This is a genomic window from Nostoc sp., from assembly GCF_036917315.1.
In the GTDB taxonomy this organism is placed as follows: Bacteria; Cyanobacteriota; Cyanobacteriia; order Cyanobacteriales; family Nostocaceae; genus Nostoc.
Genome location: NZ_JBALDR010000048.1, coordinates 71,421 through 97,948 on the forward strand (window position 1 = coordinate 71,421; position 26,528 = coordinate 97,948).

A 26,528-nucleotide genomic window follows, 5' to 3' on the forward strand; every position below is an offset into this window, starting at 1 on the left:
TTATGCCCAATGCCCAATGCCCTCATTCCTTCCGTCCAATCAACAAATAAGTTGTCATCTTCCCTTTGCCTTTAACTTCAATTTCGCCTCGTTTTTCAAATACAAATTCATCACACAAGCACTTATAAGTATTTTCTGTAACCTGGATTTTACCAGCAATACCTTGGGATTCCATATAGCTAGCGATGTTTACTGTGTCTTTACAGAGTTCATAATTAAACTTATTCAGATCGATAACTCCCCCCACTACCGAACCACTATGGATGCCGATACGGATGCTGAAATTTTGGTTATTCTCAGTATTAAATAAAGCGATCGCAGTTTGCATATCCAGTGCCATCAGAGCGATCGCTTGAGTACGATGGCGGTGTGTAGGTAAGCCACCAACCACCACATAAGCATCGTTAATAGTTCTGATTCTCTCTAAACTATATCGTTCGGTGAGGCGATCGAAAACTGAGAAAATTGGGTTGAGTAGATTCAGCAGTTGAATTGCTTTCATAGAAGTAGCAATTTCGCTCAAGCCAACGATATCTGCAAATAAAACTGTGACATCAGCAAAGTCTTCGGCAATGCTAGCTGCTTCTTCTTTTACTTCTCTAGAAATTGCGACTGGCAAAATATTCAGCAATAAACGTTCGGTTTCTTTCTGCTGATAACGAAGTGCTTCTTCTGCTGCTACTCGCTGGCTTACATTGCGAAAAATGCCGCGAATCGCAACTGGATGACCTTCAACAAATTTACAATTAATATTGCCTTCTAAAAAGATTGTTTGACCGTCTTTAGTAACGAATATGGCTGTTACTTGCCCAAGATTTTCTCCTGATAAAACCCGATAAAACCTTTGCAAACAGTGTTGCTTAAACTCTGGATGTATAATATCGAAAACACTCATATTTGCGATTTCAGCTTCGCTATATCCTAAAGTTTCTCGCCATGCACGATTGACATATAAAAAACGACCAGATGGATTGACGGATTGAATCAAGTCATTAGCATTTTCAAATAAATCTCGATATCGTTCTTCACTTTCTACAAGAGCATTTTCTGCTTGTTTGCGTTTGATAAACTGAGAGATTTGGCTACCAATAGAACCCATCATTTGTAATAGGTCTTTATCTTTTGGTTGTACGTCCCGGCTAAAGAAAACCATCACTCCTAAGATTTCACTATCGTCTAAAATGGGGAAGCCAAAAGCTGCATATAATCCAGCCTCAGCAGCAGGTTGCGATCGCCTTTGATCTCCATCTACTGTGATATCTTTAATCCACAAAGGCAGACGCCCGATCCAAATTCGACCAGGTAAGCCAACACTAGGTGTATAAGTAGTTTGCCAGGTGATTGCTTTAAACTCTCGGACAGAAACTAATCGACTTGACCAAATTTCCACACACCTTAGTACTGCATTGAGACTATCTCCTTGTACGGAAGTGCCAATATATTGGCTTGGTGTCCAAAGTTCGCCTAAATCCCATCCCAAATTTTGACAAATCGACTGCAAAATTTGGGGAATTCCCTGCTTTATGCTCTGTGATTCTGATAATATGCGAGTAATAGAATACTGGGCACTTGTACGTTGTTCCCGGCGTTGCCAAGCAGTAATATCCCGACCAATATAGACAATATCTTCTAGTTCTTCTGTTTTTTTGGGAATCACTGAGCAAGAAAAAGCAATCAACAGTTTCTCTCTAGTTTTGGTTCGACAAACTACTTCTAGATTCTGTAAATTACGCTTTAAATAAGAATGTTGATAAATAGCTTTAATTAAAAATTGATCCTCGTCAATAATTAGTGAAATTGGTTGATTTATTAATTCTTTTTCCTCAAAACCAAATAATTTTTGAGCAGCACGATTTACTTTTTTGATTTTTCCTGAATTACTGGTTACTAACAAAGCATCTGCCATTGAAGTAATGACTTGTTCCATGTAATTTATGTATGAGATTGAGGAAAGAGAATATTTCAAGTGATAGGAAGATAAAATCTCTAATTTTTGCTAGATGACGCTATAATTATAGTGATAATTAATAACTCAATAATCATAATTATAATTCAACATAACTAGTGATTTTTTTAGCAATCCTTTCAAATGTTTGATTAATATACAAGCCTATTATTTTTAAAGTTTATATAAGTTATTATTACTCAGTTTTTTACCAAATCTATATTACTTGATTAAGTGTGCTATTTTTTCAAAGCAATCGAGTATAGTTGAGCAAAAAGAATTAGTTCGCTGTGGCGGAAGTTTGCCTACCTTTAACAACTTGTTCAAAGCAACTTATCTAGTTAATTGAGATAGTAGCTAGATTTACATCGTGCTATACTAGTACAATCTCTAAGCTAGTACAAGAGGTTTTGTAATAAGCACTTTAGTTATTACTGCAAACTTGCTTACCCATCAATTTAAACTAAATAAGCTTGATTAATATTTTTAATATACTTCTTTTGGATGATTGACAATTTAATATAATATTGCTGTCTGAGCAGCTTCTAGTTAACAGTTGCCTTCATGTTTAATTTTAATCCTATGTGGTATTTACAAAACGGCGAATTAGATAAGTATTTCAACCAAATATTGCCGTAAACACCTTTCATTAGTTTCGCTATCTTGAAAGTTTATTTTCAAGATAGCGCGTAGGCGTAGCCCGTCGTAGACATCGCCAGCATCTGGGAAATTTAAAACCCATCAATTTATAAGAGAGTGGCGAGTCTATAGCTAGGTTCCCGCCACTCTCTTATTCTTCTATTCCATCAATGAAGTTTATGATTGTGCGTTGTCTACAATTTGATTCCAGGCTTTGACTGCTGTCTGTAAATTCTTTGGCAGGTTATTTTGAGAAATATCGTTGTACTGAACCGTACCTTCTTGGCTAGTGAGGGTGTAGGTGATATAATCAGCAGCACCACTGGGGGCTGGGTACCTCAGATTCCGAAATTGACTAAACTGAGAACGTTTTAGCGATCGCACAAATTCTTGCACCTGTTGTACAGAAACACGGCGAACACTACGTTCAGAATCATTAGCATCACCAATCCGCACGCGAATCAGTCGCCCATCTTTGAGTAAAACAGTCTCATAGGTTCTGCCAGCAAAACCCCCACTGGAGATTTGGCGAAATACTATACCTCGATCTAACGGTGGTGGTAACTCGCTAGCTGGAATTTGTACAGGCCCCAATGTATTTTCGTTAGCCTTTTCATTCAGCCTGAGTGCGGAACCTGTTTGATTGGTATGATAAACCAAGGTTTGGCCAACTCCACCGACAACCACCCGCCAGCCTGATACCAAAGCTTGGGTACAGAATTCATCAGCATTAGCTAATTCTAAACAGCTATCTCTCCAAGTTTGCTGTTGAGCCTCAATAATAGTTAACTGAGAAATTGGCTGTTGCAAACGTCTGGATGCGGCTTGTAAAACAGTATTTTTGACAGATGTGGGTAATTTATTTGGCAGATTTTCTGAGGGAGTGTTTGCCGAAGCTAAACGTAGCGATCGCCCATTGTTATTGGTATGATAAACCCAGTTTTCTTTGCCATTAGATACCACAACCCGCCAACCAGGAATTAACGCTTGGGTGCAGATTTCATCAGCTTGAGGTAGTTCCAAGCAACCATTGCGCCAAGTCTGCTGATTGTAGTCAATAATTTGCAGTTGTCTAGTAAAAATTCCCTGCCTACGGGCTAAATCTCGCAGTACCGCATTAGCTACTGGACGTGGCAAGCGATTTGGTTTAATATTGTCTTTGAGAACTTCATTGCTTGTTTCTAGAGAAAAGTTTGCAGAAGCGCCTGTAGCACTTTTGATAAGTGTTAAACTGCTACTAACAGACAAAATTCCAGTCAAAATCAAAGCAGTGAAAATTCGCGTTTGATTGGTGTTAAAGTAGTTTTTCAGCATGATTTTCATAGCAAAATATAACAAATAAATAGTATTCAGCCACTATAGCGTTTACTAATCACATGATGTACATCATAGTCCCCTCCTCGCTTGCGGGGAGGGGGTTGGGGGTGGGGTTCTTGTACCTCACTCAACTGAGAACCGCTATAATAGACAATAAACTATATAATTCCATACATTCACTATCTGGAATTAATTTAGTATCTATATTTTGAGAGAGATATAAAGACAGACGTTGATGTACTGATTGTTTGTTCCTTATATAAATTCTGTTTGAAGAAGAATTCAAAATTCAGAATTCAGAACAATCAGTGGGGGATACCCTGTGGGATCTTGCTTGCTACAGACCCGCCACTGATTGAAATAACACTAAATCTTCTCTTTCATAGACGTTACGTGAATGATTTAGCGGGGGTTATAAACCCTCTTATTCATCCGCCAGCCGTACAGAATTAATTCTGATAGCGGATAGCTAAGGTTTAGCCCATTCTGACTCCTGACTCCTGAATTCTGTTTGATAAATCCATCAAATTTGCCAACTTGTAAACTACCCGCGCTCCAACATTACCATCCCACTCTGCATCACCAACTTCGCAGATATCAAAGCCAATAATTTTTCTTCCACTATTGACCAATTCTCGAAACAGACAAAAAGTTTGCTCTAATTCCAACCCACCTGGAACAGGAGTACCCGTACTCGGACAGAGTTTTGGATCTAAACCATCTACATCAAAGCTAATATAAACATGCTCAGGTAAATGACCGATCATTTCTCGGCATAAATCAATCCAAGTTGTTCCAGAGTAAAGCTTTTGCTTAATAGCCGGGTCGTAATAAGCAATAATGCGACGATCGGATTGGTCAATCATTTGCACTTCATCATGACTAATATCACGCAAACCTACCTGCACTAACTTAGAAATTTGCGGTATTTTCATCGCATTAAACATAATCGATGCATGGGAAAACTCAAATCCCTCATAAGCATCGCGTAAATCTGCGTGGGCATCAATGTGCAAAATACCATAATTTGGGTATTTAGCTGCTAATGCTTGGAAATAACCTAAAGGCGAACTGTGATCTCCACCAATGACTGCAACTCGCTTACCATTATTAAATGCTGCCTGACAATTTTCAAACAGCCATTGATTGACCTGTTGACCAGCCTGGTTAATTTCTGTCAGCACAGATGTTAAATCTGGTATATCGGAGAGTTGTTTACCTTGGGCTAATCGTTCGATAATTTTTGCTGCCAAGGCGCGGTAATATGTGTTCTTCTCTAAAATATCTTGGGGAATTTCTTCCATAAAAATTCCCTGCTTCCAACCATCAGGGTTATCAAAATCGAACAAATCTAATTGAGTCGAAGCATCTAGAATTCGCTGTGGGCCATTAGCAGTGCCAGCACCATAGGAAACAGTGACTTCCCACGGTACACCAAAGACAATCAAGTTTGCAGACTGATAATCGCAGGGCAAACCTAAGAGGTTGCCATTTATTTCACCTACGCCGCTGGGATTGTAGTCTTTTAATTGATTACTCATTGAGTATCTTGTGGATTTACGTGGATAGACAGCACGCCGCCTAGTTGACATCTGCATTGTAATCAAAATTTTTCACACGCGGTAAACTGCTTCAAAAGATGAACAGAAAAAACCCACGAGTATACAAGTTACTTCAGCATAGTTTATAGGCTGGTACAGGGGATAGTTTGTCTTTCCTGTGCCCTTGTTAACTCCTTACTCAACCCGCTTAACTTCAAATCCCCGCAACCCTTCTGGTACTTCATACTCAACCACAACATCTTTAACTACAGCAGCAGGTGGCCCAGAGTGACACCAACGAACCATGTCATCTACAACCTCTCGTCCCCCTTCAAAAACTGCCTCTACTCGATTATCGGGGAGATTCCGCACCCAACCGGTTAATCCCAATTGCCTAGCTGTATCGACAGTGGAATAGCGATAGCCCACTCCTTGGACTCGGCCAGAAATGAATACATGGGCGCGGATAATCTTTGGCAGTGCTGTAGAATTCTGCATAGACTGGTCTAATCTTTACGATTCCAGTCTACCTAGTTTGTGTATACACAATCTGTTTTTAACTCCAACTCGCCAAATTAATCCCAGTCTTTCTCAATACCTACTAGTTTTTATATATTTCCCGAACTTTTCAAGTAATTGAACTACCCTACTCTTCATTGAAGTCCTAGTCTAAATACCTGAAAACTGCTGTAATTTAATCAGTAGTCAGTTTTTCCACTTGGAATTTTGAATTGTTATGTCTAACCTGCCACCACTTAATACAGAAACAATTTGGGCGATTCTTGACGATAAACTTGATGATGCCATAGTCAACCAGTTGCTATGGCATTATTTAGGCTATCGCTATGACTCCTCAATTGCACAATGGGACGTTAGCCAAGTTGCACCAGAATGGCATAATGAGTACCCACAACCACCAGATTTCATTGAATCTCGCCCCGCAACTGTCAAGTTGACTCGTTCCATTCCGGCTGAAAATAAACAAATGCTAAAAGAAAAACTGGGTTTCAAAGGTTACAAAATTGGGGAATTTGGGCCTCGGCAAACTCGCAGGGCGACAGCGGCAAATTGGTTATTAAGTTATCTACAACAAGCTAATAGCAAAAAAGATTAATTTTGTAGCATATATTTGGTAAAAAACATCCTATTTTTACGCGGGAGAAGGTTGATACCCCGCCCCTCTCTGCGAGACGCACTCGCGTTTGTGGGCGGTCTTTTAACTCTAAGTTGATGAACTCGGAACTCAGCACTCTTCATCAGATACATACTGTCTTTGAACATTATTAAAACTATTGTTTTATTTAATCTTTTTATGCATTTGTATGCGGAAGGTTAAAAAACATTAGTTTTATAGACAATTTTTACAAGCAAAATAGTAAATCCGTATTTGAGTCAAAAACTAAAATACTATAAACAGACAAAAATCAAAAATATCCAGTTAAATTTTATAAATAAGATATAAATTATTCCTGAAGAGAGAAGCACTCACGATCTAATTATTTCTCTAGAGCTATTTGCAAATTCAATTCAGCATAAGAGAATATTTATATCAAACCTTGATATTACAAATACTTCTATGGCAAAGGCAATTGAATTTAATTTATTTGCACCTTACAACAAAGGAGCCGCATTAATTGGTTCTTTTTCTGATTGGCAAGAGATTCCAATGGAAAGAGGTGATGATGGTTATTTTCGCACAAGTATTGAATTAGAAGACGGCGTTTATAAATATAAATTCCGCGTTCAATCAAATTCATGGTTTTTGGAACCAGAGCAATGGGTTGATGTTACAGATCCTTGTGCAACTGATATAGATGAACAAAGTGGAAAAGACGATGGTATTATCAGGATAAAAGACGGCAAAAAGATTACCGATACTTATGTTTGGCAACATGATGATAAACCTTTACCTGCTGACCACGAATTAGTAATTTATGAATTGCACGTCGGTGACTTTTCTGGTGGCGAGGACGATCCTTATGCACGAGGTAAGTACAAACACGTCATTGAAAAGTTAGATTATTTATGTGAACTGGGAATCAACGCTATTGAGTTGATGCCACTTAAAGAATATCCTGGTGATTATAGTTGGGGTTATAATCCCCGCCATTTCTTTGCAACAGAATCAAGTTATGGTTCGACTGCTGAGTTAAAAAATTTGATTGATGAGTGTCATGCTAAAGGTATTCGGGTAATTCTTGACGGTATTTATAACCACTCAGAAGCATCTGCTCCATTAACACAAATTGACCACGATTATTGGTATCATCACGAACCTCGCGACCCTGATAATAATTGGGGACCTGAGTTTAATTACGAACATTATGATGAAAAATTAGATATTAAGCCAGCCTGGAAATTTACTGGTGAGGCAATCCGTTTTTGGATATCAGAATATCATCTTGATGGTATTCGCTATGATGCGGCGCGGCAAATTGCTAATTACGATTTCATGCACTGGATTGTTCAGGAAGCCAAAAAAACTGCTAGCATGAAGCCTTTTTACAATGTTGCCGAACACATTCCTGAAACTCCCAGCATTACCAATGTAGATGGGCCAATGGATGGTTGCTGGCATGACAGTTTTTATCACTGCATTCTAGAACATATTTGCGGTGATACATTTGATTTGGAGTGTCTCAAAGATGTGATTGACTGCAAGCGTCAAGGCTTTTTGGGTGCCACCAATGTAGTAAATTATCTCACCAACCACGACCATAATCATGTCATGGTTGAACTGGGGAACCGTGAGATTTTTGACGAAGAAGCATTTCGGCGGGTTAAATTAGGAGTAGCCATCTTAATGACTGCTGTTGGTGTGCCTTTGATTTGGATGGGAGAAGAATTTGGCGAGTATAAACCTAAACAACCTGAATCATCCAAAATCGATTGGACGCTGTTAGGTAACGATCTAAATCGTAGTTTATTTGAATCATACAAAGGCTTGACCAACCTGCGTAAAAGCAATCATGCTCTCTACACAGAAAATATTGATTTTATCCACGAAAATCCTGAAGCAAAAGTATTAGCTTATACTCGTTGGAATGATGAAGGTTCTCGTGTAGTCGTAATTGCAAATTTCTCAGGAGATTTTCTAGCTGGCTATCATGTTCCTAACTTTCCTAGCGCTGGGACATGGCACGAGTGGACAGGTAATTATGATGTCGAATCTGGTGATGATGGGATCATCACAGACTTGGGACCATATGAAGCGAAAGTGTTTGTATGGCAGTAATTATATACACTACCACTGAATCAGTAGTCTAATAGCAAAGAAAAGGGGAAACATCTTTTCCCCTTTTCAGTTATTATCTTAGTTTAAGTACAGTCTAATTAAAAATTTGTCAAGCAGAAAATAAGCTATTTTAAAATTTCATAGGTTTGTGTTACACTTTTGAGTTGAAGTGCGTCTATAAAATTGCCAAAGCATCCCCATGCACAACAAATTATTTAATAGTAATATCGACAACGCTAACATTGAGAACGATCGCATTTTATTAACCCCCAATGAAGTAAAGTCAAAATTACCTTTAACACAACTAGCCGAACAAAGAGTTTTAGCATATAGACAGGAAATAGAAGATATCCTTGATTTTAAGGATCGCAGAAAATTTATAGTAGTTGGTCCATGCTCAATCCACGACCCAAAAGCAGCGATCGAATATTCTGAGAGATTGAAAATATTGTCCGAGCGAGTCAAGGACAACTTGCTACTAATTATGCGAGTGTATTTTGAAAAACCAAGAACAACCGTAGGCTGGAAAGGGTTAATTAACGATCCAGACATGGATGATTCTTTCCATGTAGAGAAAGGTTTATTAATTGCACGGGAGCTACTATTAAAAATTACAGAGTTGGGATTACCTGCTGGCACAGAAGCACTAGACCCAATCATCCCTCAATACATCAGTGAACTGATTACATGGTCTGCCATCGGCGCACGCACAACCGAATCACAAACTCACCGTGAAATGGCAAGTGGGCTTTCGATGCCTGTGGGTTTTAAAAACGGTACTGATGGCAATATTCAAGTAGCTTTAAATGCCCTACAATCTGCTGGGAACCCGCATAATTTTCTGGGAATTAATCAAAACGGTCAGGTCAGCGTCTTTAAAACTAAAGGTAATGGCTACGGTCATGTAATTTTAAGGGGTGGTAGTCAACCCAACTTTGACCCAGCAAATGTCAAACTGGTAGAAGAGAAATTAAAACAGGCAAATTTACCACCGAGAATTGTTATCGACTGTAGCCACGGCAATACCAATAAAGATTACAAATTACAAGGTGCTGTCTTAGAAAATATTATTCAGCAAATAGTGGATGGGAATACATCAATTGTTGGCATGATGCTGGAATCGCATTTGTATGAAGGTAGTCAACCAATTACTGGTAAACAAGAAGAATTAAAATATGGTGTTTCTGTAACTGATAAATGTATTAACTGGGAAGAAACTGAAAAAATTATTTTGGCTGCTCACGAAAAACTTAAATGAGAAGTCAGAATTCAGAATTCAGAATTCAGAATGTCATGAATGGGGAATTTAGAGAATGTTTGTCAAGTCTGAAAGTATACTAAGAAACCCTGTTTTCATTCCTCTCACTGTTTCGGCTACAGTCAGAAAATGGAGATAATTCTAAGAGGTTGTTTGAAAAGTCCTTTTCTCGGTAACAAAAAGTTTTAGATCCCCCTAAATCCCCCGATAAATTGGGTGACTTTCATCCCAGTTCCCCCCTTTTTTAAGGAGGGTTAGGGGCGATCGACAAGTGCTTAAAATCACAGCTAACTACTTTTCAAAGAACCTCTAATGTTTTCTGCTTTTTCCATCTACAACTTTAGGCTTGCCAAGCCACTACTGGCGTGACACAGCTAAAATGTTGCAAAAAAAATTTGTAGGTTGGGTTGAGGAACGAAACCCAACCTACATTTTATACATCATTTTAAGCTTGCCACGTCACTACAAAACTAATGGCTTGGAAAAACGCCCAAGTGGTGGCGATAAATTTTATCTATCGAGAGAAGAGTTTTAGATTTGCAGCGTCAGCTTCTTGCAGGGTACGAGAGTTCAGTGGCCCCAAATGAGTAGGAGTCGAATCCCCAACAGAAAAGCTACCTCCTGCCATATTTAACCATTAAGATATACCCAAGATAGATGTAATAGTATCTAAGATGTGCTAATTACTCAATACTACCAACTGAAGGATTGAAAATTAGTATTTTTCTACATAAAATAAAAAATCTAAAATTAAAAATTGGTAACACTGATGGTTAGGAGTGTTAAAGTTTCAAGAAATTCACCGAAACTTTTCAGCGGGTATTCATGCTGAAGAAATTACAGAAAAAGCAAATTTCGATAATTGCGGGTGCAGCACTGTTCGCCTTTTTAACTGGGGCAATGGTATCAGCACCTGAGATTGGCAAGTCTCTGGGGAAGTGGCTCAAACTGAGTCAGAATCAAGCAGAGCAAAAATCGGACGGTAGTGTTGCTCAATCAGCCGTTTTTCCGTTGATATCGCAATCGCTGCCAGAACGAGCGGCAAAACTGGCTGCGATCGCTCAAGAATCGCGATCGCCAGATCGGAATCGCGCTCGTTATCTTTTGGCGAGTGATTATATTGAAAGAACCCAAGGGCAAAAAGCTCTGGTTTTACTCCAAGGACTAGAGAAAGACTATCCCATCCTCGCGCCCTACATTTTGCTCAAACAAGCCCAGGCAGAGGATATGCTGGGCGAGGACGGCAAAGCCTCGGATCTCAGGCAAAGGGTGCTGAAACAGTATCCCAAAGAAGCGGCCAGCGTGAAAGCGTTATATTTGATTGCTCAACCAAAGCAACAAGAAACTGCGATCGCTCAATTTCCTTCCAATCCTCTAACTTGGGAAATTATCCGCAAACGCTTGCAAGAAAATCCCAATCAGCCAGAATTACAATTGATTTTGGCTAAGTATGCCTACGATCAACCAGGTATAGTGGGCGTTTTGGATCGGTTAGCAAAACAGACTACCCTCAAACCCGAAGATTGGGAACTCATTGGTACTAGCTATTGGGAAAATAGTCAATTTCCCAAAGCGGCCAGTGCTTACGCCAAAGCGCCCAAAACATCGCGCAACCTCTACCGTACTGCACGAGGCTTACAGGTGGGAGGCAAAGATAAAGAAAAAGCGATCGCCACCTATAAACAATTAGTGCAGCAATTTCCCAATAGTGAGGAAACTGGGACGGCACTACTGCGGTTAGCAGAAACCGCAAAAACACCTCAAGACGGCTTACCATATCTTGACCAGGTAATTAGTAAATTTCCCAAACAAGCTGGTACTGCACTGGCACAAAAAGCCAAAATCCAAACTCCCAAGGATCAAAAGTCAGCTAGCGCGGCGTGGCAATTACTCATAGCTAAATACGGTAACTCTGACGAAGCAGCAGAATACCGTTGGAAAATCGCCCAAGATAAAGCCAATGCCAAAGATTACGTCGGTGCTTGGCAATGGGCAGAACCAATCGTCACCAATAACCCCAATAGCATTTTGGCTCCAAGAGCGGGCTTTTGGGTAGGCAAATGGGCGGCTGCACTGGGGAAACAGCAAGAATCTAAAACTGCTTATGAATATGTGGTTAGCCAGTTTCCCTACTCTTACTATGCATGGCGAGCCGCGACAATGTTGGGGCTAAATGTCGGCAACTTTGACAACGTGCGCGTCATGAACCCAGAAGTAATCGCATCCCAGCGTCCAGTACCGCCTGCTGGTTCTGAAACTTTCAAAGAGTTGTATCTGCTAGGTCAAGACCGCGATGCCTGGTTACAATGGCAAACAGAATTTCAGAACAAAATTCAGCCAACAGTAGCAGAGCAATTTACTGAAGGGTTGATGCGGCAGGCTAAAGGAGAAAATCTCATCGGAATTGATGAAATTTCTAAATTAGAAGATCGAGAAATACCAGCCGAACTTGCCCAATATCAGACTCTGAGTAAACAAATCACCTACTGGCAAGCGCGTTATCCATTTCCCTATCAGCGAGAGATTGAAAAGTGGTCTATCGATCGTAAACTTAATCCTCTGCTAGTAACTGCTCTGATGCGTCAAGAGTCACGGTTTGAACCAAAAATCAAATCTGTCGCTGAAGCTACTGGTTTAATGCAGCTATTGCCGAGTACAGCTAAATGGATCGCGCCCCAAATCAAGGTGGATTTCAAAACAATAAGTCTAGAAAATCCCAACGATAACATTATGCTGGGTACATGGTATTTGGGTCATACCCACGATCAATATAACAATAACTCCTTGCTGGCGATCGCTAGTTACAATGCTGGCCCCGGCAATGTCTCCAAATGGTTGCAAACTCTAACTACAAAAGATCCAGATGAGTTTGTTGAAGAAATTCCCTTTGATGAAACTAAAAACTATGTGCGGCAAGTATTTGGCAACTACTGGAATTATCTAAGGCTTTACAACCCGGAAATTTCTGGCATAGTGACAAAGTACTCGACTACACACCCACAACTGCCGACGCGATAATCTGAGAAAGTTATGAGTTGTGAGTGTTGAGTTCAAGCAATTTTTTAATTCAAAGTTCACAACTCATAGTGATATCTGTTTAACTAATTACTAATACGTATTACCTTTAATGCTAACTACGATGCTGGTACATTGAAGCTGGGCATAGGTAATAGCAAAGCCTGGTCAAAAGCATCACTTTTACCCAGGTTGACGATGTGCCATTATTGACAGTTAAAGCTGGTAAATAGGTTTGATGTGGGGGTGTGAGGTATTATTGGGGTCATTACGAACCCCAATAATTTATTAATCATCGTCTGTCTTGCCGTCAAAAATAGAAGGCCACCATTTGAACTCTGTAGAGTTTGGTAGTTTAGATGCAACAAATTTAAAAGGTTTCTCAATCGGAATATACTTTCCCCCACCACCATCCAACAATCCCCCACCAACCACACCCATTAGTTCTGAATCGTCAAGTTCTTCAATTTCTGGAGCTTGCAGGTTTTTGATTTCTATCGTTTTCATATTCATAAATCCTAATATCAGTTCAATAACAGGCTAGCAACTGTAACCAGCAAAATCAACGGAAACGCCAAAACATCATACCTTTCCCACCTTTCCCACTTTGCACTGGTACTGAAGATACAAGGTACTGAATATCTAAGTACAAATTTGGAATCGAAATTCTGTACACCCAAAAGATAAAAAGTTTATTAAATCTCTTAAATTCTTAGTCTAAACACCAATAGCTTGTCATGTGCTGGTAAGAGTGTTATTAAACACAATTTTTTGAGAGGCGATCGCTAATAGCTTGAGTTGATTACACCTGTGGCGTTAATATATCTTAATGTATTCAGTATTGCTTTTTTAGCGCCCCAATGGAGTTAACCTCAAAAGAATTTAAGTCAGAACTGATATTAGAAGTCCAAGCCTGCCTGCAATTAGCAGTTCCCTTGGTAATTACTCAAATATTAGAAGCGGGCATTCCTTTATTGGATGGGGTGATGATGGGCTTACTTAACAGCCAAGCTTTAGCTGCGGGTGCTTTAGGTGCTGTTACGTTTTCTACTCTAGCTTCCGTTTGTCGTTCTGTTCTTTCAGCCGCGGGTGTGAGTGTCGCCAATGCTTTTGGTGCAGGAAAGATAGACCAAGTGAGCCGTGCTACCGGTCAAGGAATTTGGTTAGCTGTGACGATGTGCTTACCTGTGATGTTTATCATTTGGCACTTTGACTATATCCTGCTGCTAACGGGTCAAGAAGAAAGCAATGTATTATTAGCTCAAACATATTTGCGGTCTATTGTTTGGGGTTTTCCGGCTGCCCTCGGTTTTTGTATCTTAAAAGAAGTTAGCTCTGCCCTCAATCGTCCCCAATTCTTAACTGTAATTACGGTAGCTGGACTATTATTAAATGCAGTTGCTAATTACATGCTAATGTTCGGTAAATTTGGTTTACCAGCCCTTGGTTTAGCCGGTATCGGTTGGGCAAGCACACTCATTTTTTGGCTTAATTTTATCGCTGCCGCCAGTTGGATTTGCTTTGATAACTATTTTAAAGACTATCAGCTTGATTGTGCTTTGCATCAGTTCGATAAAGATATGTTTATAGATATCTTCCAAACTGGATGGTTTTTGGGATTGCAGTATGGAGCAGAAATTGGAGTATTCACTGCCACAGCTTTACTGATGGGGTGGTTTGGAACAGAGACATTAGCAGCACATGAAATTACTGTCGAGACAGAAAGTTTTGTCGAAACAGTGTCTATAGGTATTTCCTATGCCGTCACGATGAGAGTAGGACAGTTGAGGGGACAAAACGATCTCAAGGGTGCAAGCAGAGCGGGATTAATCTGCATTGCCCTTGTCACTCCTTTTGTGAGTATTGTGGCACTAATTTTTTGGCTGTTTCCTAACTATATTGTGGCCATGTATTTGGACACCAGCAATCTAGATAATATTGAGATAGTTAAAACGGCAACTTCTTTCCTTGCTGCGGGGGCAATAGTCCAAATATTTTATTCTATTCAGACTATTGCTGCTGGTGCTTTAATCGGGTTGAAAGACACCAAAGTGCCAGTGTTAATTACTATGTTCGCTTACTGGATAGTAGGTCTAGGTGGGGGCTATCTGATGGCATTCACTTTCGGTTGGGGTGCTATAGGTTTATGGTTGGGTTTAGTACTAGGGCTACTTATGGGTGCAATGCTTTTAACTGGGCGTTTTTATCTTTTGACTTCTGAAATCGAGTCTGCTTGACTAAAAAGGTAAAAGGGCAAGGGGAAAGACTTATTGCAAGTTCTCACTCATCTTTCCTTGTCTCACCTGCCCCCTACCCTACGATAAAACGTATAGATTGTTACACAGCAATCGGGGAATAAAGCATAGAAGTAAGTGTAAGTGGGATAGGTAACTTAAGCACTAGTCGTGCATAGTATCAACAATGCCCACTTCTCATTACTAGTTAGAAGGTCTAAGTCTTTCCCGCCAAGATGGTTGTGACGATGAAGAACCTGAAGAACCAGAACTATTTGCAGGAGAGGACTCTCGCCGACTTCTTCTCGGCGGGGGTGAATCAGATTCTACTCTTCTAGAGCGTCGCCGTGGAGTAGATGATTCTGAGGAGGAGTTAGTAGAACTTGATTCGCTGCGATCGCGCCTTCTCCGTCTTGGGGTATAATCGCTCGATTGCTGTTCTTCTTGAGAATAGCTTCTCCTTCTTCTACGTCTGCCAGATGAACCACTGTCATCAGAATTTCTCGCACTTTCCCCTTCTGAGTCATCATCTTTAGAGGCAATAGAACGATTCAGGATTTGTTTGGGCTTGATGGACTGGGCTTTGATAGTGCCTTTGCGACCGTCTAACTTGGGTCGTTTGGGAAACTTTTCTACAGGCATCCCCTCTACCGCTTTTTCCATAAATTCGTGCCAAGTGTAAGCGGCACTACTACTACTGCCATAAGTGGGGCGGTTGTCGTCGTTACCTAGCCATACCCCTGTTACCATCTGAGGAATGTAGCCAATAAACCATAAATCGCGGGCTTCGTCGGAGGTGCCGGTTTTGCCTGCAACTGGTCTATTATCTAATTGAGCAGCACCGCCAGTTCCCGCTTCGACGACGTTGCGTAGCATCCAAGTCATGATGGCGGCACTGTCAGCGTCCAGAGCGCGTTTTGACTTGAAATTAGCTGACCAGATGACTTTGCCTTGGCGGTTGAGGATGCGGGTAATACCATGAGGTTCTGCGTGCAATCCCTGAGTCGCAAAACTGCCATAAGCGCTGGTTAACTCTAGCAGATTGACTTCATTTGAACCAAGAGCCAAGGAGTAGGTGGGTTTAAGTTCAGATTTTATCCCCATATCATGGGCAAGTTTAATCGTTGGTGTAAATCCCACATCAATCAACACCTTGACGGCAACAATATTAACAGAGCGGGTGAGGGCATCTCGGATGTTCATTGAACCCCGGAAGTTTTCACTATAGTTTTTTGGTTCATAGCCGTCTACGACAAAGGGCGCATCCTCGTAGCTATCGTAGGGGCTTTTGCCGGTAGCGATCGCAGTCGCATATACAAACCCTTTAAATGTCGATCCTGGCTGCCGTTGTGCCTGGGTAACTCGATTAAACTGGTTTTTACCAAAGTCTTTTCCCCCAACCATTGCCTTAATTTCACCGTTGCGGGGGTCTATGGCCACCATTGCCGCTTGCTTAAAGTTTTCCCAGCGTCCTTGATTTCGCAATGTTTTCGCAACTGCCTCTTCTGCCACCTTCTGCCAACTTGGATTGAGCGTGGTTTCTACTACTAAACCTCCATTTTTTAGCACGTCAGGAGAAACATACTTCGGCAATTCCTTTTGGATGTAACTGGTAAAGTAGGGTGATTCTACTTGCACTCGTTTGGGTAAACTGCTTTTGAGGGTTAATGGCTCCTGAATGGCTGCTTGCCTTTGCTCTGGTGTAATTACTTTATCTTCTTGCATCCGTAGCAATACTAAGTCACGCCGCCGTTTTGCCGCTTCGGGATTTTTGTCTGGGGCGTACAAGCTAGGAGCAGGAGCTAATCCCGCAATCGTTGCCATTTCCGCAAGGGAAAGTTGATCTGGCGTCTTACTAAAGTATACCCAGGCGGCATCTGCCACACCATAAGCTCCAGATCCCAAATAAACCAGATTTAGGTAACGCTCTAAAATCTGATCTTTGGTTAATTCTTGCTCCATTTTTTGGGCAAGGCGGACTTCCTTGAGTTTGCGCCAGATTGTCTGCTCTTGTTTCAAAAACAGAATCCGCGTTAGCTGTTGGGTGATGGTGCTACCACCTTCTACCACACCTTGCGATCGCAAATTATTCAAACCCGCTCTGGCAATACCTTGCGGATCGACTCCGTTGTGTTGTCTAAATCTTCTATCTTCTGAGGCGATGAAAGCTTTTTTTAAATTATCTGGTATTTGTTCTAGCTGTAGCTGTTCTCTAGTCGCTTCACCTTGTTGTTGTAATATAGTGCCATCAGCAGCTTTAATGGTCAGTGTTTGCTCTCGAAACACAGCATTCAGCTCGGACTGATCTGGCAAAGTCCGATCTATTAAACTGATGCCGTAGATGAAGGCAAGTATCCCACCACCAACACCCAAACCTGCCCAAAACCAGATGCGGCGATAGAGTGGTCTAGCGCCAGTTGCCCGATTGACCCTCATCTTAGATGGTAAAATTTTCATTTTGCTTAGTAACTGCCTCGTTTGCGCCAGATATGCTGGTGGTAAGCTCTCATTCGTTCCTCCTCGTCCAGAGTCACTCAAATTAGTTGGTCTTCGCTTGAACCAGGAGGTAAGCTTCCCCACGTCAGTTCCTCGCTCAAAGTAGTAAGCAATTATTATATAACCACCATCAATCAACTTTGGGGTTATAGCACTACCATTGTGTTAGTATAATATCCTATAAATAATTAACTGAATTCACTATAGAATAATGTTTTTTAAATTTGGTTAATTTAGTTTTGTAAAAAATGTTGCAGTTTTGATAAATACCGCGAATATAAAAGCTATTGACAAATATCCGCAAAGACAGCCCGAAAACGGCTTATTTCAGGAAAGTATAATGTCTACATCGGGCTACGACGAAGCAGAGCTAAGACGAAGCGCCGTTTCTCTTGGTAGTAATATTGGCGATTCCCAGAGAATTTTAGAAGCAGCTATAGAGACTTTAGCCCAAACGCCAGGTATTGTTTTAGAAGCCAAATCCCATTGGTATCAAACCAAAGCTGTCGGGCCACCACAGCCAGATTACCTCAACGGCTGCGTCACATTGCAGGTAGAAATACTCCCCCAGGAGTTATTAGAAATTTTGTTAGGGATTGAACAACAATTTGGGCGCGTGCGTCAGGAACGCTGGGGACCACGAACCCTAGATTTGGATTTGTTATTATATGATGACATTACTTTGGATACACCAAATCTCCAGATTCCCCACCCACGAATGCGGGATCGCGCCTTTGTGTTAGTCCCACTGGCAGAAATTGCCCCAGATTGGATAGAACCAGTTTCCGGGTGTGTTATTAAAGAGCTGCTGAAAGAGGTAGACTGTTCTGATGTAGATTTATGGATGGACAATTAAAATTACCATCCTTAAAAGCAGAAGAACACTGATTTTGCCTCTGTATTCACAGATAATCAGATTTTACTATGCCATTAGGTAGAGAATTACCACAACTGCTGAGACAACGCCTGTTTCATAAAGGACGCAAGTTTGATTTTGAAGTTAATCGCTTGCGTTTGCCGAATAAATCGGAAGGAGAATGGGAATGTATTCGTCACCCTGGCGGTGCGTTAGCTGTGCCAGTGACAGCGGAAGGTAAACTTATACTGGTGCGCCAGTACCGTTTTGCAATTCAGGGACGGATATTAGAATTTCCGGCGGGGACATTGGAAAAAAATGAACAGCCTTTAGAAACAATACAGCGTGAAATTGCCGAAGAAACTGGCTATAGTGCCCAAAAATGGGACAAATTAGGCGAATTTTTCCTAGCTCCTGGCTATTCTGATGAAATTATCTATGCTTTTCTGGCGCGAGATTTAGAAAAGCTGGAGACACCACCACCACAAGATGGAGACGAAGATATCGAAACTGTATTTATGACTCCTGAAGAATTAGAAAAAGCTATTCTGGAGGGAGAGTCGGTAGATGCTAAATCAGTTTCTAGCTTTTTTCTGGCGCGTCCGTTTTTAATTTAATACCCTTATGCTGTTAGAGTTAGCGATCGCAGATGCCTACGGTGCAGGCTTTGAATATGCAGACGAAACGATCGCTAACAACGATTTGAGTCGATACGTTGAACATCCGCGGTTTCGACTCAATCCTGGCAGCTACACCGACGACACCCAGATGAGTATTGCCATTGCAGAAGTGATTGTCGCTCAAGCACCGTGGACGCCAGAAGTTTTAGCCGATAGTTTTGTTAGAGCTTTTAAACGCGATCGAAGAGAAGGTTATGCTCGAAGATTCTACCATTTTCTACTAGAAATTCAGGATGGGGAAGAGTTTTTAACCAAAATTAACCCTGATAGTGACAAAAGTGGGGCGGCAATGCGTGCAGCGCCCATTGGCATCTATCTCACACCAGAAAAAGTCATTGAGGCAGCAACAATTCAAGCGGCAATTACCCACAATACAACCGATGGGATCAATGCTGCCGTTGCGGCTGCCTTAATGTCGCATTATTTCATCTATCGACTGGGAGCAAAACGCAAATTAGGACAGTTTCTGGAAAATTATGTATCTGGAGAGTGGAATAAACCGTGGGAAGGTAAAGTCAAGTCCAAAGGCTGGATGAGTGTCAGAGCAGCGATTACTGCGGTGATGCGTAATGACAGCATGAGCGAACTTTTACAAGATTGTATCGCTTTTACTGGGGATGTAGATACAGTAGCCGCGATCGCTTTGGCTGCTGGTTCTTGTAGCGAGGAAATTACTCAAGACATTCCTAATCATCTTGTCACTGGGTTAGAGAATGGAGCTTACGGTAGAGATTACCTCATCGAACTGGATAAGCAGTTAATGAGTTTGGTGGGTAAAAAGATCGGCTAAATCTAATACATCAGAGTAGCACTAGGTAATCTTAATTTTCTAATTTTGGAGCGAGTTGAGTTCAGATGCTCAAAAGGCTAGATTTTAGTGTTTAATTTTAAGTTAGATAATCGAAAGCATATTTCAAGCCAAATTGATGAATCATACTCTAGCTTCTACTTTAGGAGAACTACAAACAAAAATATATTGGCTACATGATGCTGAAAAATTTGCTGAATTGGCAGAAGCAGCAACTGAAATATATATTAAACTTGGATATGACCAACAAAAAGCAGAAAATGTTGGTCGTTTAATTAGTGAAGCCTATCAGTTATCTGATGATGCTGATTTATCATATAAGGCTGGAGAAATTGAAAAAGAAATAAAATTTTATAATCAAGTCAAAGATAAATTTATAGAGATTGAGGCTATATTAGGTCTACAAAAAAATATAGCCGAACATCAAACAAAATGGTGGATACATTTTCGCCATAGACAGAAACTTCAAGTTATATATCACCTGTTTTTGCAACATTTAAAACCTTTGGGTTTAAATTATTTATTTGCAGCTCTACTACTGACATATTATATGTTAAATATCGGCAAAGGTCATAATTTGCGCGATATAGAAATAACTCAAAAAAACGCTACAAAATATTGGATGCAATTATTGAAATGTAATGTTAGCAAATATCCATATTTAGGTTAATTTGGTGTTTTGTAAAATATTTAAAGAAGCAAAGCGTAGCATTTTGTAGAGAAAGTGATTTAATAAATGAAGGTTTTTGACGAATTGCGCGTAAATCGTGGTTTTGTTTGTATCGTTGCAGTTGACAACCACCTTTTTAAGGTTCTTACTCATTCCCTACGTAGTCAAGAAAGCTGAAAATTACTGTAATCCTCAAAGACTCAGCTAGTTTTAGTGTCAAATAGCTATTTGTTTAGTATTTAGCCGTCCTTCTATATTTGCAGATATATATCGAGAGCAACACTCTTATAGATAGAAACATATATTCCTTATATAGCCTAGTTTAAATATCAATTTATACCTTGTGTTCTTTCAAAAAAAGCTCCATGATTGATTGAGAAAGCCCATAACTATAGATTGGTTGGTTAATAACCATGCCAATATACTTCATAAATATTTCCGATTCATAACAAGAAAATATCTGATATTGATCTCAAATTTACTTAGATTGGAGTTTGATTAACTCATGCTAGAAGGATGGATTCAAATTGTATTAACGCTACTAATTGTAGTAGCAATTACTCCTGTTTTTGGGCGCTATATGGCGTGGGTCTATCTAGAGCAAAGTACTTTTCTCGATCCGATTTTGAATCCGGTTGAGCGAGTGCTTTATTCTTTGGTTGGCGTTAAAACCAAAGAAAATATGACTGGCTGGCAGTATGGACGGGCAATCTTATACAGTAACGTCGCAATGGGGTTACTGATTTTCTTCATCATCATTAATCAAGGATGGTTGCCATTAAATCCAACCAAGATAAATGCCCCAACTTGGGATACAGTGCTGCATACGACTATTTCTTTTATTACTAACACCAACCAACAGCACTATTCTGGTGAAACCTACATGAGCTATGGTAGCCAAATGTGGGGACTTGGTTATCACATGTTTACTTCTGCTGCTACTGGTTTAGCGGTGGGGATAGCCTTTATTCGGGGATTGACGGGTAGATCGTTGGGCAACTTTTATGTAGATTTAATTCGCTCGATTACCCGAATTTTACTGCCTATTTGTCTTGTCGGTGGCATTGTCTTAATGGCAGCTGGCGTTCCCGAAACTCTGGGGGGTGCAGTTGTATTTCCTACCTTGGAAGATCCGAATATTAGTCAGGCGATCGCTCGTGGCCCCGTTGCTCATTTTGAAATTATCAAACAATTAGGGGAAAATGGCGGCGGCTTTTTCGCCATCAACTCGGCACACCCCTTTGAAAATCCCAACGGATTTTCTAACTTGATTCAGATTGTCGCCATGCTTTCGATTCCTACATCCCTAATCTACACTTATGGGTTGTTTGCGAATAACACTAAGCAAGCTTGGTTAGTCTACGGTATGGTAGGCGTTCTCTATTTAGTATTTATCATCGTTACTGCCATTGGTGAATACAACGGCAATCCGGCTGTGAATGGAGTACTGGGTAGTCAGCAACCGAATTTAGAGGGTAAAGAAGTCCGGTTTGGTTGGGCGCAATCTGTGCTGTTTGCGGTAAGTACAACTGGCACGATGTGCGGCGCAGTCAACAGTTTACACGACTCTTTCATGCCCAACGGTGGTTTTATTACCCTTTCCAATATGTTCCTGCAAATTATTTGGGGTGGACAGGGGACAGGAACCGCTTATTTGTTCGCTTATCTGATTCTGGCTGTGTTCGCTACAGGGTTGATGGTGGGACGCACACCGGAATTTCTCGGACGCAAGATTGAGAAGCGCGAGGTTGTACTTGCTAGTTTCCTGATTTTGCTGGTTCACCCGATCGCAATTATGATTCCCGCAGGTATCGCCTTGGCGTTTCCCGATCAGCTATCAGGAATTAGTAATCCCGGCTTTCACGGCTTTGCTCAAGTTATCTATGAATATGCGTCCGCTGCTGCTAACAACGGTTCTGGCTTTGAAGGTTTAGGAGATTCACAACCGTCTCCTTTGGCGATCGCTACAGGTGCAAAAACCACTGCAACTGCTTTGTGGTGGAACTTAAGTACCTGCTTCAGTTTAATTGCAGGACGCTATATTCCCATCATCGGTTTGCTGTTTTTGGCAGATAGTATGTCTCGTAAGCAAGCTGTTCCATACACAACTGGTACATTGCGAACGGATACCGGGCTATTTACAGGCGTTACCGCAGGCGTGATTTTAATCCTGGGCGCACTTACATTCTTCCCAGTCTTAGCATTGGGGCCCATTGGTGAAGCTTTCTTTATTGCCAAAGGTATCGGCTAGGGAGTGGGGAGCGGAGGGGCAGGGGAGCAGGGGGGCAGAGGAGCGGAGGGGCAGGGGAGCAGAGGAGCAGAGGAGAGTTAGAACTCCGTTCATCGACCTCGGAACTCCGTTCATCGACCTCGGAACTCCGTTCATCGACCTCGGAACACCATTCATCAACTTCGGAACACCATTTATCGACCTCGGAACACCATTCATCGACCTCGGAACTCCATTCATCGACCTCGGAACTCCATTTATCGACCTCAGAACACCATTCATCGTCCTCGGAACACCATTCATCGACCTCGGAACTCCATTCATCGACCTCGGAACTCCATTCATCGACCTCGGAACTCCATTTATCGACCTCGGAACTCCATTCATCGACCTCGGAACTCCATTCATCGACCTTGGAACTCCATTCATCCACTTCGGAACACCATTCATCGACCTCAGAACTCCGTTCATAGACTTCAAAGACTCATGCTCAAAATTTAATGTATGCCAATTACTACTGATTCTCCCTCCTCCCGTATTCCATCTGGAACTCGTGACTCGCGCAAACACACTCCCAAAACAGATATGCGGGGACTTTACCAGAGAGCAATTCGTGAGTCATTTATTAAGCTCGATCCGCGAATTACTGTCAGAAACCCAGTTATGTTTGTTGTTTGGGTAGGGACAATTGTCACCTTGCTTGTTACCTTAAACCCAAATCTGTTTGGCACAATCCAGGCAGATATTAACCAACAACGCGTCTTAAACGGGTTGATTACCTTTATTCTCTTTTTCACCCTCGTTTTTGCCAACTTTGCCGAAGCCGTAGCTGAAGGACGCGGTAAAGCACAAGCTGATTCACTGCGATCGACGCGATCGGATACTGTTGCCAACAAAATCCTCCCCGATGGTTCGATAGTAAAAGTCAATTCTACAGAACTGCGGCGGGGCGATTTGGTAAAAGTCAGTGCCAATAATATGATTCCCGCCGATGGAGATGTCATTAAAGGCATCGGCTCGGTGGATGAGTCGGCAATTACTGGGGAATCTGCCCCGGTATTGAAGCAACCAGGTACAGATATTGCGAGTTCGGTGACAGGCGGTACACGCTTACTCTCTGATGAGTTGACAATTCGCATTAGTGCCGATCCCGGTCAAGGCTTTATCGATCGCATGATTGCTTTGGTAGAAGGAGCAGAACGCAGCAAAACTCCCAACGAGATTGCTTTGACGGTATTGTTGGCAGTGTTAACGCAAGTGTTCTTAATTGTGGTGGCGACAATGCCTCCCTTCGTGGGCTACATCGCTAGCTTTATCAGCACAGCCTTTGGAGTTGAGGCGGGAAACAGTTTGCGGGCGGGTGCTAGCGTTGCTATTCTCATCTCGCTCTTGGTAGCATTAATTCCCACAACTATCGGTGGTTTACTCAGTGCGATCGGTATCGCCGGGATGGATCGGGTTGCTCAATTTAACGTCATTGCGACCTCTGGTCGAGCGGTAGAAGCTTGCGGTGACATCAACACCTTGGTGCTGGATAAGACAGGCACAATCACCTTGGGGAATCGGATGGCTGATGAGTTTATTCCCTTGGATAATCACTCAATCATAGATGTGGCACGAGTCTCCCTAGCTGCTAGCTTGTTTGACGAAACGCCAGAGGGCAAATCGATTGTGATTTTAGCAGAAAAGTCCCAGGCTGGGGTAGACTTTAACATTGATAAAGCCGAAGGTGTAGAATTTTCCGCCAAAACCCGGATGAGTGGCACGAATCTACCCGATGGCAAACAAATTCGCAAAGGTGCGGTAGATGCCATTAAGGGATTTGTCCGTTCCCGTGGCGGTAACGTTCCTGATGATATAGATGCAGCTTATGAGCGAGTTTCCCGATTAGGCGGTACACCCTTAGCTGTTTGCCAAGATGACAAAATTTATGGTGTTATCTATCTCAAAGATATTGTCAAACCCGGTTTGCGGGAGCGATTTGACCAACTCCGCCGCATGGGTGTTCGCACGATCATGCTCACAGGTGACAATCGAATTACCGCTTCGGTGATTGCCGAGGAAGCTGGGGTGGATGATTTCATTGCCGAAGCGACTCCAGAAGACAAAATTGAAGTAATTCGCTCGGAACAATCCCAGGGTAAACTGGTGGCAATGACTGGGGATGGTACTAATGATGCGCCTGCTTTGGCTCAAGCAAATGTGGGTGTGGCGATGAATTCGGGGACGCAAGCTGCCAAAGAAGCTGCTAACATGGTGGACTTAGACTCAGATCCCACGAAGCTAATTGACTTAGTAACCATCGGTAAACAGTTGCTAATTACTCGTGGGGCCTTGACAACATTCTCCATCGCTAACGATATTGCCAAGTATTTTGCGATCATTCCCACAATCTTTGCCGCTGCTGGAATCGGCGCACTTAATATTATGGGATTAAAGAGTGCCCAATCTGCGATCGTCTCGGCGCTGATTTACAATGCCTTAATTATTCCGGCACTAATTCCGCTAGCACTCAGAGGGGTGAAGTTTTTACCTTTAACAGCAGATCAACTGCTACGTCGTAACATCTTGATCTTTGGTCTTGGCGGTATCGTTGCTCCCTTCATTGCCATCAAACTGATAGATATTATCCTACCTTTGTCTTAATTTACTATGAAACCTATTCAGATCCGCCGCGCGATTGCTACATCCCAAGTATTAGAAGAAATAACTGAAATCTGGTGTCAATGGCGTAGACAAAAGCTACCACTGTATTTATTCTTGGCGATGTCTTTCAACCTAGTGGTTGCACCTATGGTCTATGCAGCTACTGGTGAAGAACTTTCCCGCAGTCAATCTTGGGGATTGGGATTGTTAGGACTGACGACACTAGGGCTTTCTATCTATTTATTTTTTGTAATGTTTGTACCGGAGAAATTCTAATGAGTTTTGCACGTGAAGCTGGTAGAGCTGTTCGGTCTACCTTAGTACTCTGGGTTATTGGAGCGATTATTTATCCTTTTGCGATGATTGCCATTGGGCAGATTGTGTTTCCGTTTCAAGCAAACGGTAGTCTCCTGAAAAATGCTACAGGTCAAGTTGTCGGTTCTGCTTTGATTGGTCAACCTTTTAGTAGCGATCGCTATTTTAACAGCCGTCCCAGTACTACGAGTTACAGCACAGCCGATCCCAAAAAAGATGATGCGGGAGTTTTGCAAACTGGAGTTTCCGGTGCTAGTAACTTGGCTCCCAGTAATCCCACATTAATGGAACGCATCAAAGGTAAAGATGACCCAGACCCCAGCAAAAAAGTTGAAGGTGACTTCAATCGTCTGAAAAAAGCGGGTGTGCAGCCGACTGGCGATTTAGTTTACACCTCTGGTTCCAGCCTTGACCCGCATATTACCCCGGAAGCTGCGATCGCGCAAATTGCACGAGTAGCCAAGACGCGAGGAGTTCAACCGAACCAACTCGAAACTTTAATTTCTCAAAACACCGACGGGCGCTTTCTTGGCATCTTTGGCGAGCCTGGAGTTAATGTGTTAAAGCTGAATTTAGCTCTGGATAAGATTAAGGGATAAAGGCTTGAGAGAGTGCTGCTGATTCTTGCTATGCCTCCTATTCG

21 protein-coding genes are annotated in these 26,528 nt (G+C 41.7%); 15 read left to right on the forward strand and 6 right to left on the reverse strand.

Annotation, left to right across the window (positions count from 1 at the left end; all coding sequences use genetic code 11):
- Positions 1-22: 22 nt before the first annotated feature.
- The 4 genes from V7K84_RS21665 to V7K84_RS21680 all read right to left on the reverse strand — a co-directional run bounded on the left by V7K84_RS21665 (position 23) and on the right by V7K84_RS21680 (position 5,940).
- Complete coding sequence (locus V7K84_RS21665) at positions 23-1,927, reverse strand: adenylate/guanylate cyclase domain-containing protein (protein WP_334841042.1); 1,905 nt, start codon at positions 1,925-1,927, stop codon at positions 23-25.
- Between the two features lie 834 nt (positions 1,928-2,761).
- Positions 2,762-3,907, reverse strand: coding sequence for a hypothetical protein (locus V7K84_RS21670; protein WP_334841043.1), 1,146 nt, complete (start codon positions 3,905-3,907; stop codon positions 2,762-2,764).
- Between the two features lie 470 nt (positions 3,908-4,377).
- The gene (gene speB / locus V7K84_RS21675) at positions 4,378-5,442 is read right to left on the reverse strand and encodes an agmatinase SpeB (RefSeq protein ID WP_334841044.1); all 1,065 of its coding nucleotides are present in this window, start codon (positions 5,440-5,442) and stop codon (positions 4,378-4,380) included.
- Positions 5,443-5,637: 195 nt separating this feature from the next.
- Entirely contained in the window at positions 5,638-5,940 is a 303-nt protein-coding gene (locus tag V7K84_RS21680; protein WP_334841046.1) for an acylphosphatase, read from the reverse strand.
- 238 nt (positions 5,941-6,178) lie between these two features.
- On the opposite strand from V7K84_RS21680, the gene V7K84_RS21685 reads away from it, so the two are divergent.
- The 5 genes from V7K84_RS21685 to V7K84_RS21705 all read left to right on the forward strand — a co-directional run bounded on the left by V7K84_RS21685 (position 6,179) and on the right by V7K84_RS21705 (position 12,953).
- Entirely contained in the window at positions 6,179-6,556 is a 378-nt protein-coding gene (locus V7K84_RS21685; RefSeq protein ID WP_334841048.1) for a DUF1823 family protein, read from the forward strand.
- 462 nt (positions 6,557-7,018) lie between these two features.
- Positions 7,019-8,677 carry an alpha-amylase family glycosyl hydrolase gene (locus V7K84_RS21690; protein ID WP_334841050.1) on the forward strand — a complete coding sequence of 553 codons (1,659 nt, stop codon included), beginning with the start codon at positions 7,019-7,021 and terminating at the stop codon, positions 8,675-8,677.
- Between the two features lie 199 nt (positions 8,678-8,876).
- On the forward strand, positions 8,877-9,935 hold the full coding sequence (locus tag V7K84_RS21695; protein WP_334841052.1) for a 3-deoxy-7-phosphoheptulonate synthase: 1,059 nt from the start codon (positions 8,877-8,879) through the stop codon (positions 9,933-9,935).
- 379 nt (positions 9,936-10,314) lie between these two features.
- The gene (locus V7K84_RS21700) at positions 10,315-10,470 is read left to right on the forward strand and encodes a hypothetical protein (RefSeq protein WP_334841054.1); all 156 of its coding nucleotides are present in this window, start codon (positions 10,315-10,317) and stop codon (positions 10,468-10,470) included.
- 290 nt (positions 10,471-10,760) lie between these two features.
- Positions 10,761-12,953: a lytic transglycosylase domain-containing protein gene (locus tag V7K84_RS21705; protein WP_334841055.1), complete on the forward strand. Its 2,193-nt coding sequence runs from the start codon at positions 10,761-10,763 to the stop codon at positions 12,951-12,953.
- Between the two features lie 285 nt (positions 12,954-13,238).
- Here V7K84_RS21705 and V7K84_RS21710 read toward each other — a convergent pair whose 3' ends face one another.
- A complete protein-coding gene (locus V7K84_RS21710) occupies positions 13,239-13,457 on the reverse strand; it encodes a hypothetical protein (RefSeq protein ID WP_334841057.1) in 219 nt (72 codons plus the stop codon).
- A gap of 353 nt (positions 13,458-13,810) precedes the next feature.
- Between V7K84_RS21710 and V7K84_RS21715 the strand changes: the two genes are divergently transcribed.
- The gene (locus V7K84_RS21715) at positions 13,811-15,187 is read left to right on the forward strand and encodes an MATE family efflux transporter (RefSeq protein WP_334841058.1); all 1,377 of its coding nucleotides are present in this window, start codon (positions 13,811-13,813) and stop codon (positions 15,185-15,187) included.
- 201 nt (positions 15,188-15,388) lie between these two features.
- On the opposite strand, the gene V7K84_RS21720 is transcribed toward V7K84_RS21715, so the two are convergent.
- Complete coding sequence (locus V7K84_RS21720) at positions 15,389-17,764, reverse strand: transglycosylase domain-containing protein (protein ID WP_334841059.1); 2,376 nt, start codon at positions 17,762-17,764, stop codon at positions 15,389-15,391.
- 256 nt (positions 17,765-18,020) lie between these two features.
- On the opposite strand from V7K84_RS21720, the gene folK reads away from it, so the two are divergent.
- The 9 genes from folK (at position 18,021) to kdpC (ending at position 26,484) form a co-directional block, all read left to right on the forward strand.
- Positions 18,021-18,536: a 2-amino-4-hydroxy-6-hydroxymethyldihydropteridine diphosphokinase gene (gene folK / locus V7K84_RS21725; protein WP_334841060.1), complete on the forward strand. Its 516-nt coding sequence runs from the start codon at positions 18,021-18,023 to the stop codon at positions 18,534-18,536.
- Positions 18,537-18,604: 68 nt separating this feature from the next.
- A complete protein-coding gene (locus V7K84_RS21730; protein WP_334841062.1) occupies positions 18,605-19,153 on the forward strand; it encodes an NUDIX hydrolase in 549 nt (182 codons plus the stop codon).
- 7 nt (positions 19,154-19,160) lie between these two features.
- On the forward strand, positions 19,161-20,006 hold the full coding sequence (locus tag V7K84_RS21735; protein WP_334841063.1) for an ADP-ribosylglycohydrolase family protein: 846 nt from the start codon (positions 19,161-19,163) through the stop codon (positions 20,004-20,006).
- 136 nt (positions 20,007-20,142) lie between these two features.
- Positions 20,143-20,694, forward strand: a complete 552-nt coding sequence (locus V7K84_RS21740) for a hypothetical protein (RefSeq protein WP_334841064.1) — start codon at positions 20,143-20,145, stop codon at positions 20,692-20,694.
- Between the two features lie 505 nt (positions 20,695-21,199).
- Positions 21,200-22,945: a potassium-transporting ATPase subunit KdpA gene (kdpA, locus tag V7K84_RS21745; protein ID WP_334841066.1), complete on the forward strand. Its 1,746-nt coding sequence runs from the start codon at positions 21,200-21,202 to the stop codon at positions 22,943-22,945.
- Positions 22,908-23,606: a hypothetical protein gene (locus V7K84_RS21750; RefSeq protein WP_334841068.1), complete on the forward strand. Its 699-nt coding sequence runs from the start codon at positions 22,908-22,910 to the stop codon at positions 23,604-23,606. The genes kdpA and V7K84_RS21750 overlap by 38 nt, the downstream gene beginning before the upstream one ends.
- Positions 23,510-25,570, forward strand: coding sequence for a potassium-transporting ATPase subunit KdpB (kdpB, locus tag V7K84_RS21755; protein WP_334841069.1), 2,061 nt, complete (start codon positions 23,510-23,512; stop codon positions 25,568-25,570). Before V7K84_RS21750 ends, kdpB begins: the two co-directional genes overlap by 97 nt.
- A 6-nt stretch (positions 25,571-25,576) precedes the next feature.
- Positions 25,577-25,846, forward strand: coding sequence for a potassium-transporting ATPase subunit F (locus V7K84_RS21760; protein WP_334841071.1), 270 nt, complete (start codon positions 25,577-25,579; stop codon positions 25,844-25,846).
- On the forward strand, positions 25,846-26,484 hold the full coding sequence (gene kdpC / locus V7K84_RS21765) for a K(+)-transporting ATPase subunit C (protein ID WP_334841073.1): 639 nt from the start codon (positions 25,846-25,848) through the stop codon (positions 26,482-26,484). The genes V7K84_RS21760 and kdpC overlap by 1 nt, the downstream gene beginning before the upstream one ends.
- Positions 26,485-26,528: the final 44 nt, after the last annotated feature.

Excerpts from the sequence above, each read along its gene's own strand:
- V7K84_RS21665 (WP_334841042.1), bottom strand. The coding sequence starts at position 1,927 with ATGGAACAAGTCATTACTTCAATGGCAGATGCTTTGTTAGTAACCAGT.
- V7K84_RS21670 (WP_334841043.1), bottom strand. The coding sequence starts at position 3,907 with ATGAAAATCATGCTGAAAAACTACTTTAACACCAATCAAACGCGAATT.
- speB (WP_334841044.1), bottom strand. The coding sequence starts at position 5,442 with ATGAGTAATCAATTAAAAGACTACAATCCCAGCGGCGTAGGTGAAATA.
- V7K84_RS21680 (WP_334841046.1), bottom strand. The coding sequence starts at position 5,940 with ATGCAGAATTCTACAGCACTGCCAAAGATTATCCGCGCCCATGTATTC.
- V7K84_RS21685 (WP_334841048.1), top strand. The coding sequence starts at position 6,179 with ATGTCTAACCTGCCACCACTTAATACAGAAACAATTTGGGCGATTCTT.
- V7K84_RS21690 (WP_334841050.1), top strand. The coding sequence starts at position 7,019 with ATGGCAAAGGCAATTGAATTTAATTTATTTGCACCTTACAACAAAGGA.
- V7K84_RS21695 (WP_334841052.1), top strand. The coding sequence starts at position 8,877 with ATGCACAACAAATTATTTAATAGTAATATCGACAACGCTAACATTGAG.
- V7K84_RS21700 (WP_334841054.1), top strand. The coding sequence starts at position 10,315 with ATGTTGCAAAAAAAATTTGTAGGTTGGGTTGAGGAACGAAACCCAACC.
- V7K84_RS21705 (WP_334841055.1), top strand. The coding sequence starts at position 10,761 with ATGCTGAAGAAATTACAGAAAAAGCAAATTTCGATAATTGCGGGTGCA.
- V7K84_RS21710 (WP_334841057.1), bottom strand. The coding sequence starts at position 13,457 with ATGAAAACGATAGAAATCAAAAACCTGCAAGCTCCAGAAATTGAAGAA.
- V7K84_RS21715 (WP_334841058.1), top strand. The coding sequence starts at position 13,811 with ATGGAGTTAACCTCAAAAGAATTTAAGTCAGAACTGATATTAGAAGTC.
- folK (WP_334841060.1), top strand. The coding sequence starts at position 18,021 with ATGTCTACATCGGGCTACGACGAAGCAGAGCTAAGACGAAGCGCCGTT.
- V7K84_RS21730 (WP_334841062.1), top strand. The coding sequence starts at position 18,605 with ATGCCATTAGGTAGAGAATTACCACAACTGCTGAGACAACGCCTGTTT.
- V7K84_RS21735 (WP_334841063.1), top strand. The coding sequence starts at position 19,161 with ATGCTGTTAGAGTTAGCGATCGCAGATGCCTACGGTGCAGGCTTTGAA.
- V7K84_RS21740 (WP_334841064.1), top strand. The coding sequence starts at position 20,143 with ATGAATCATACTCTAGCTTCTACTTTAGGAGAACTACAAACAAAAATA.
- kdpA (WP_334841066.1), top strand. The coding sequence starts at position 21,200 with ATGCTAGAAGGATGGATTCAAATTGTATTAACGCTACTAATTGTAGTA.
- kdpB (WP_334841069.1), top strand. The coding sequence starts at position 23,510 with ATGCGGGGACTTTACCAGAGAGCAATTCGTGAGTCATTTATTAAGCTC.
- V7K84_RS21760 (WP_334841071.1), top strand. The coding sequence starts at position 25,577 with ATGAAACCTATTCAGATCCGCCGCGCGATTGCTACATCCCAAGTATTA.
- kdpC (WP_334841073.1), top strand. The coding sequence starts at position 25,846 with ATGAGTTTTGCACGTGAAGCTGGTAGAGCTGTTCGGTCTACCTTAGTA.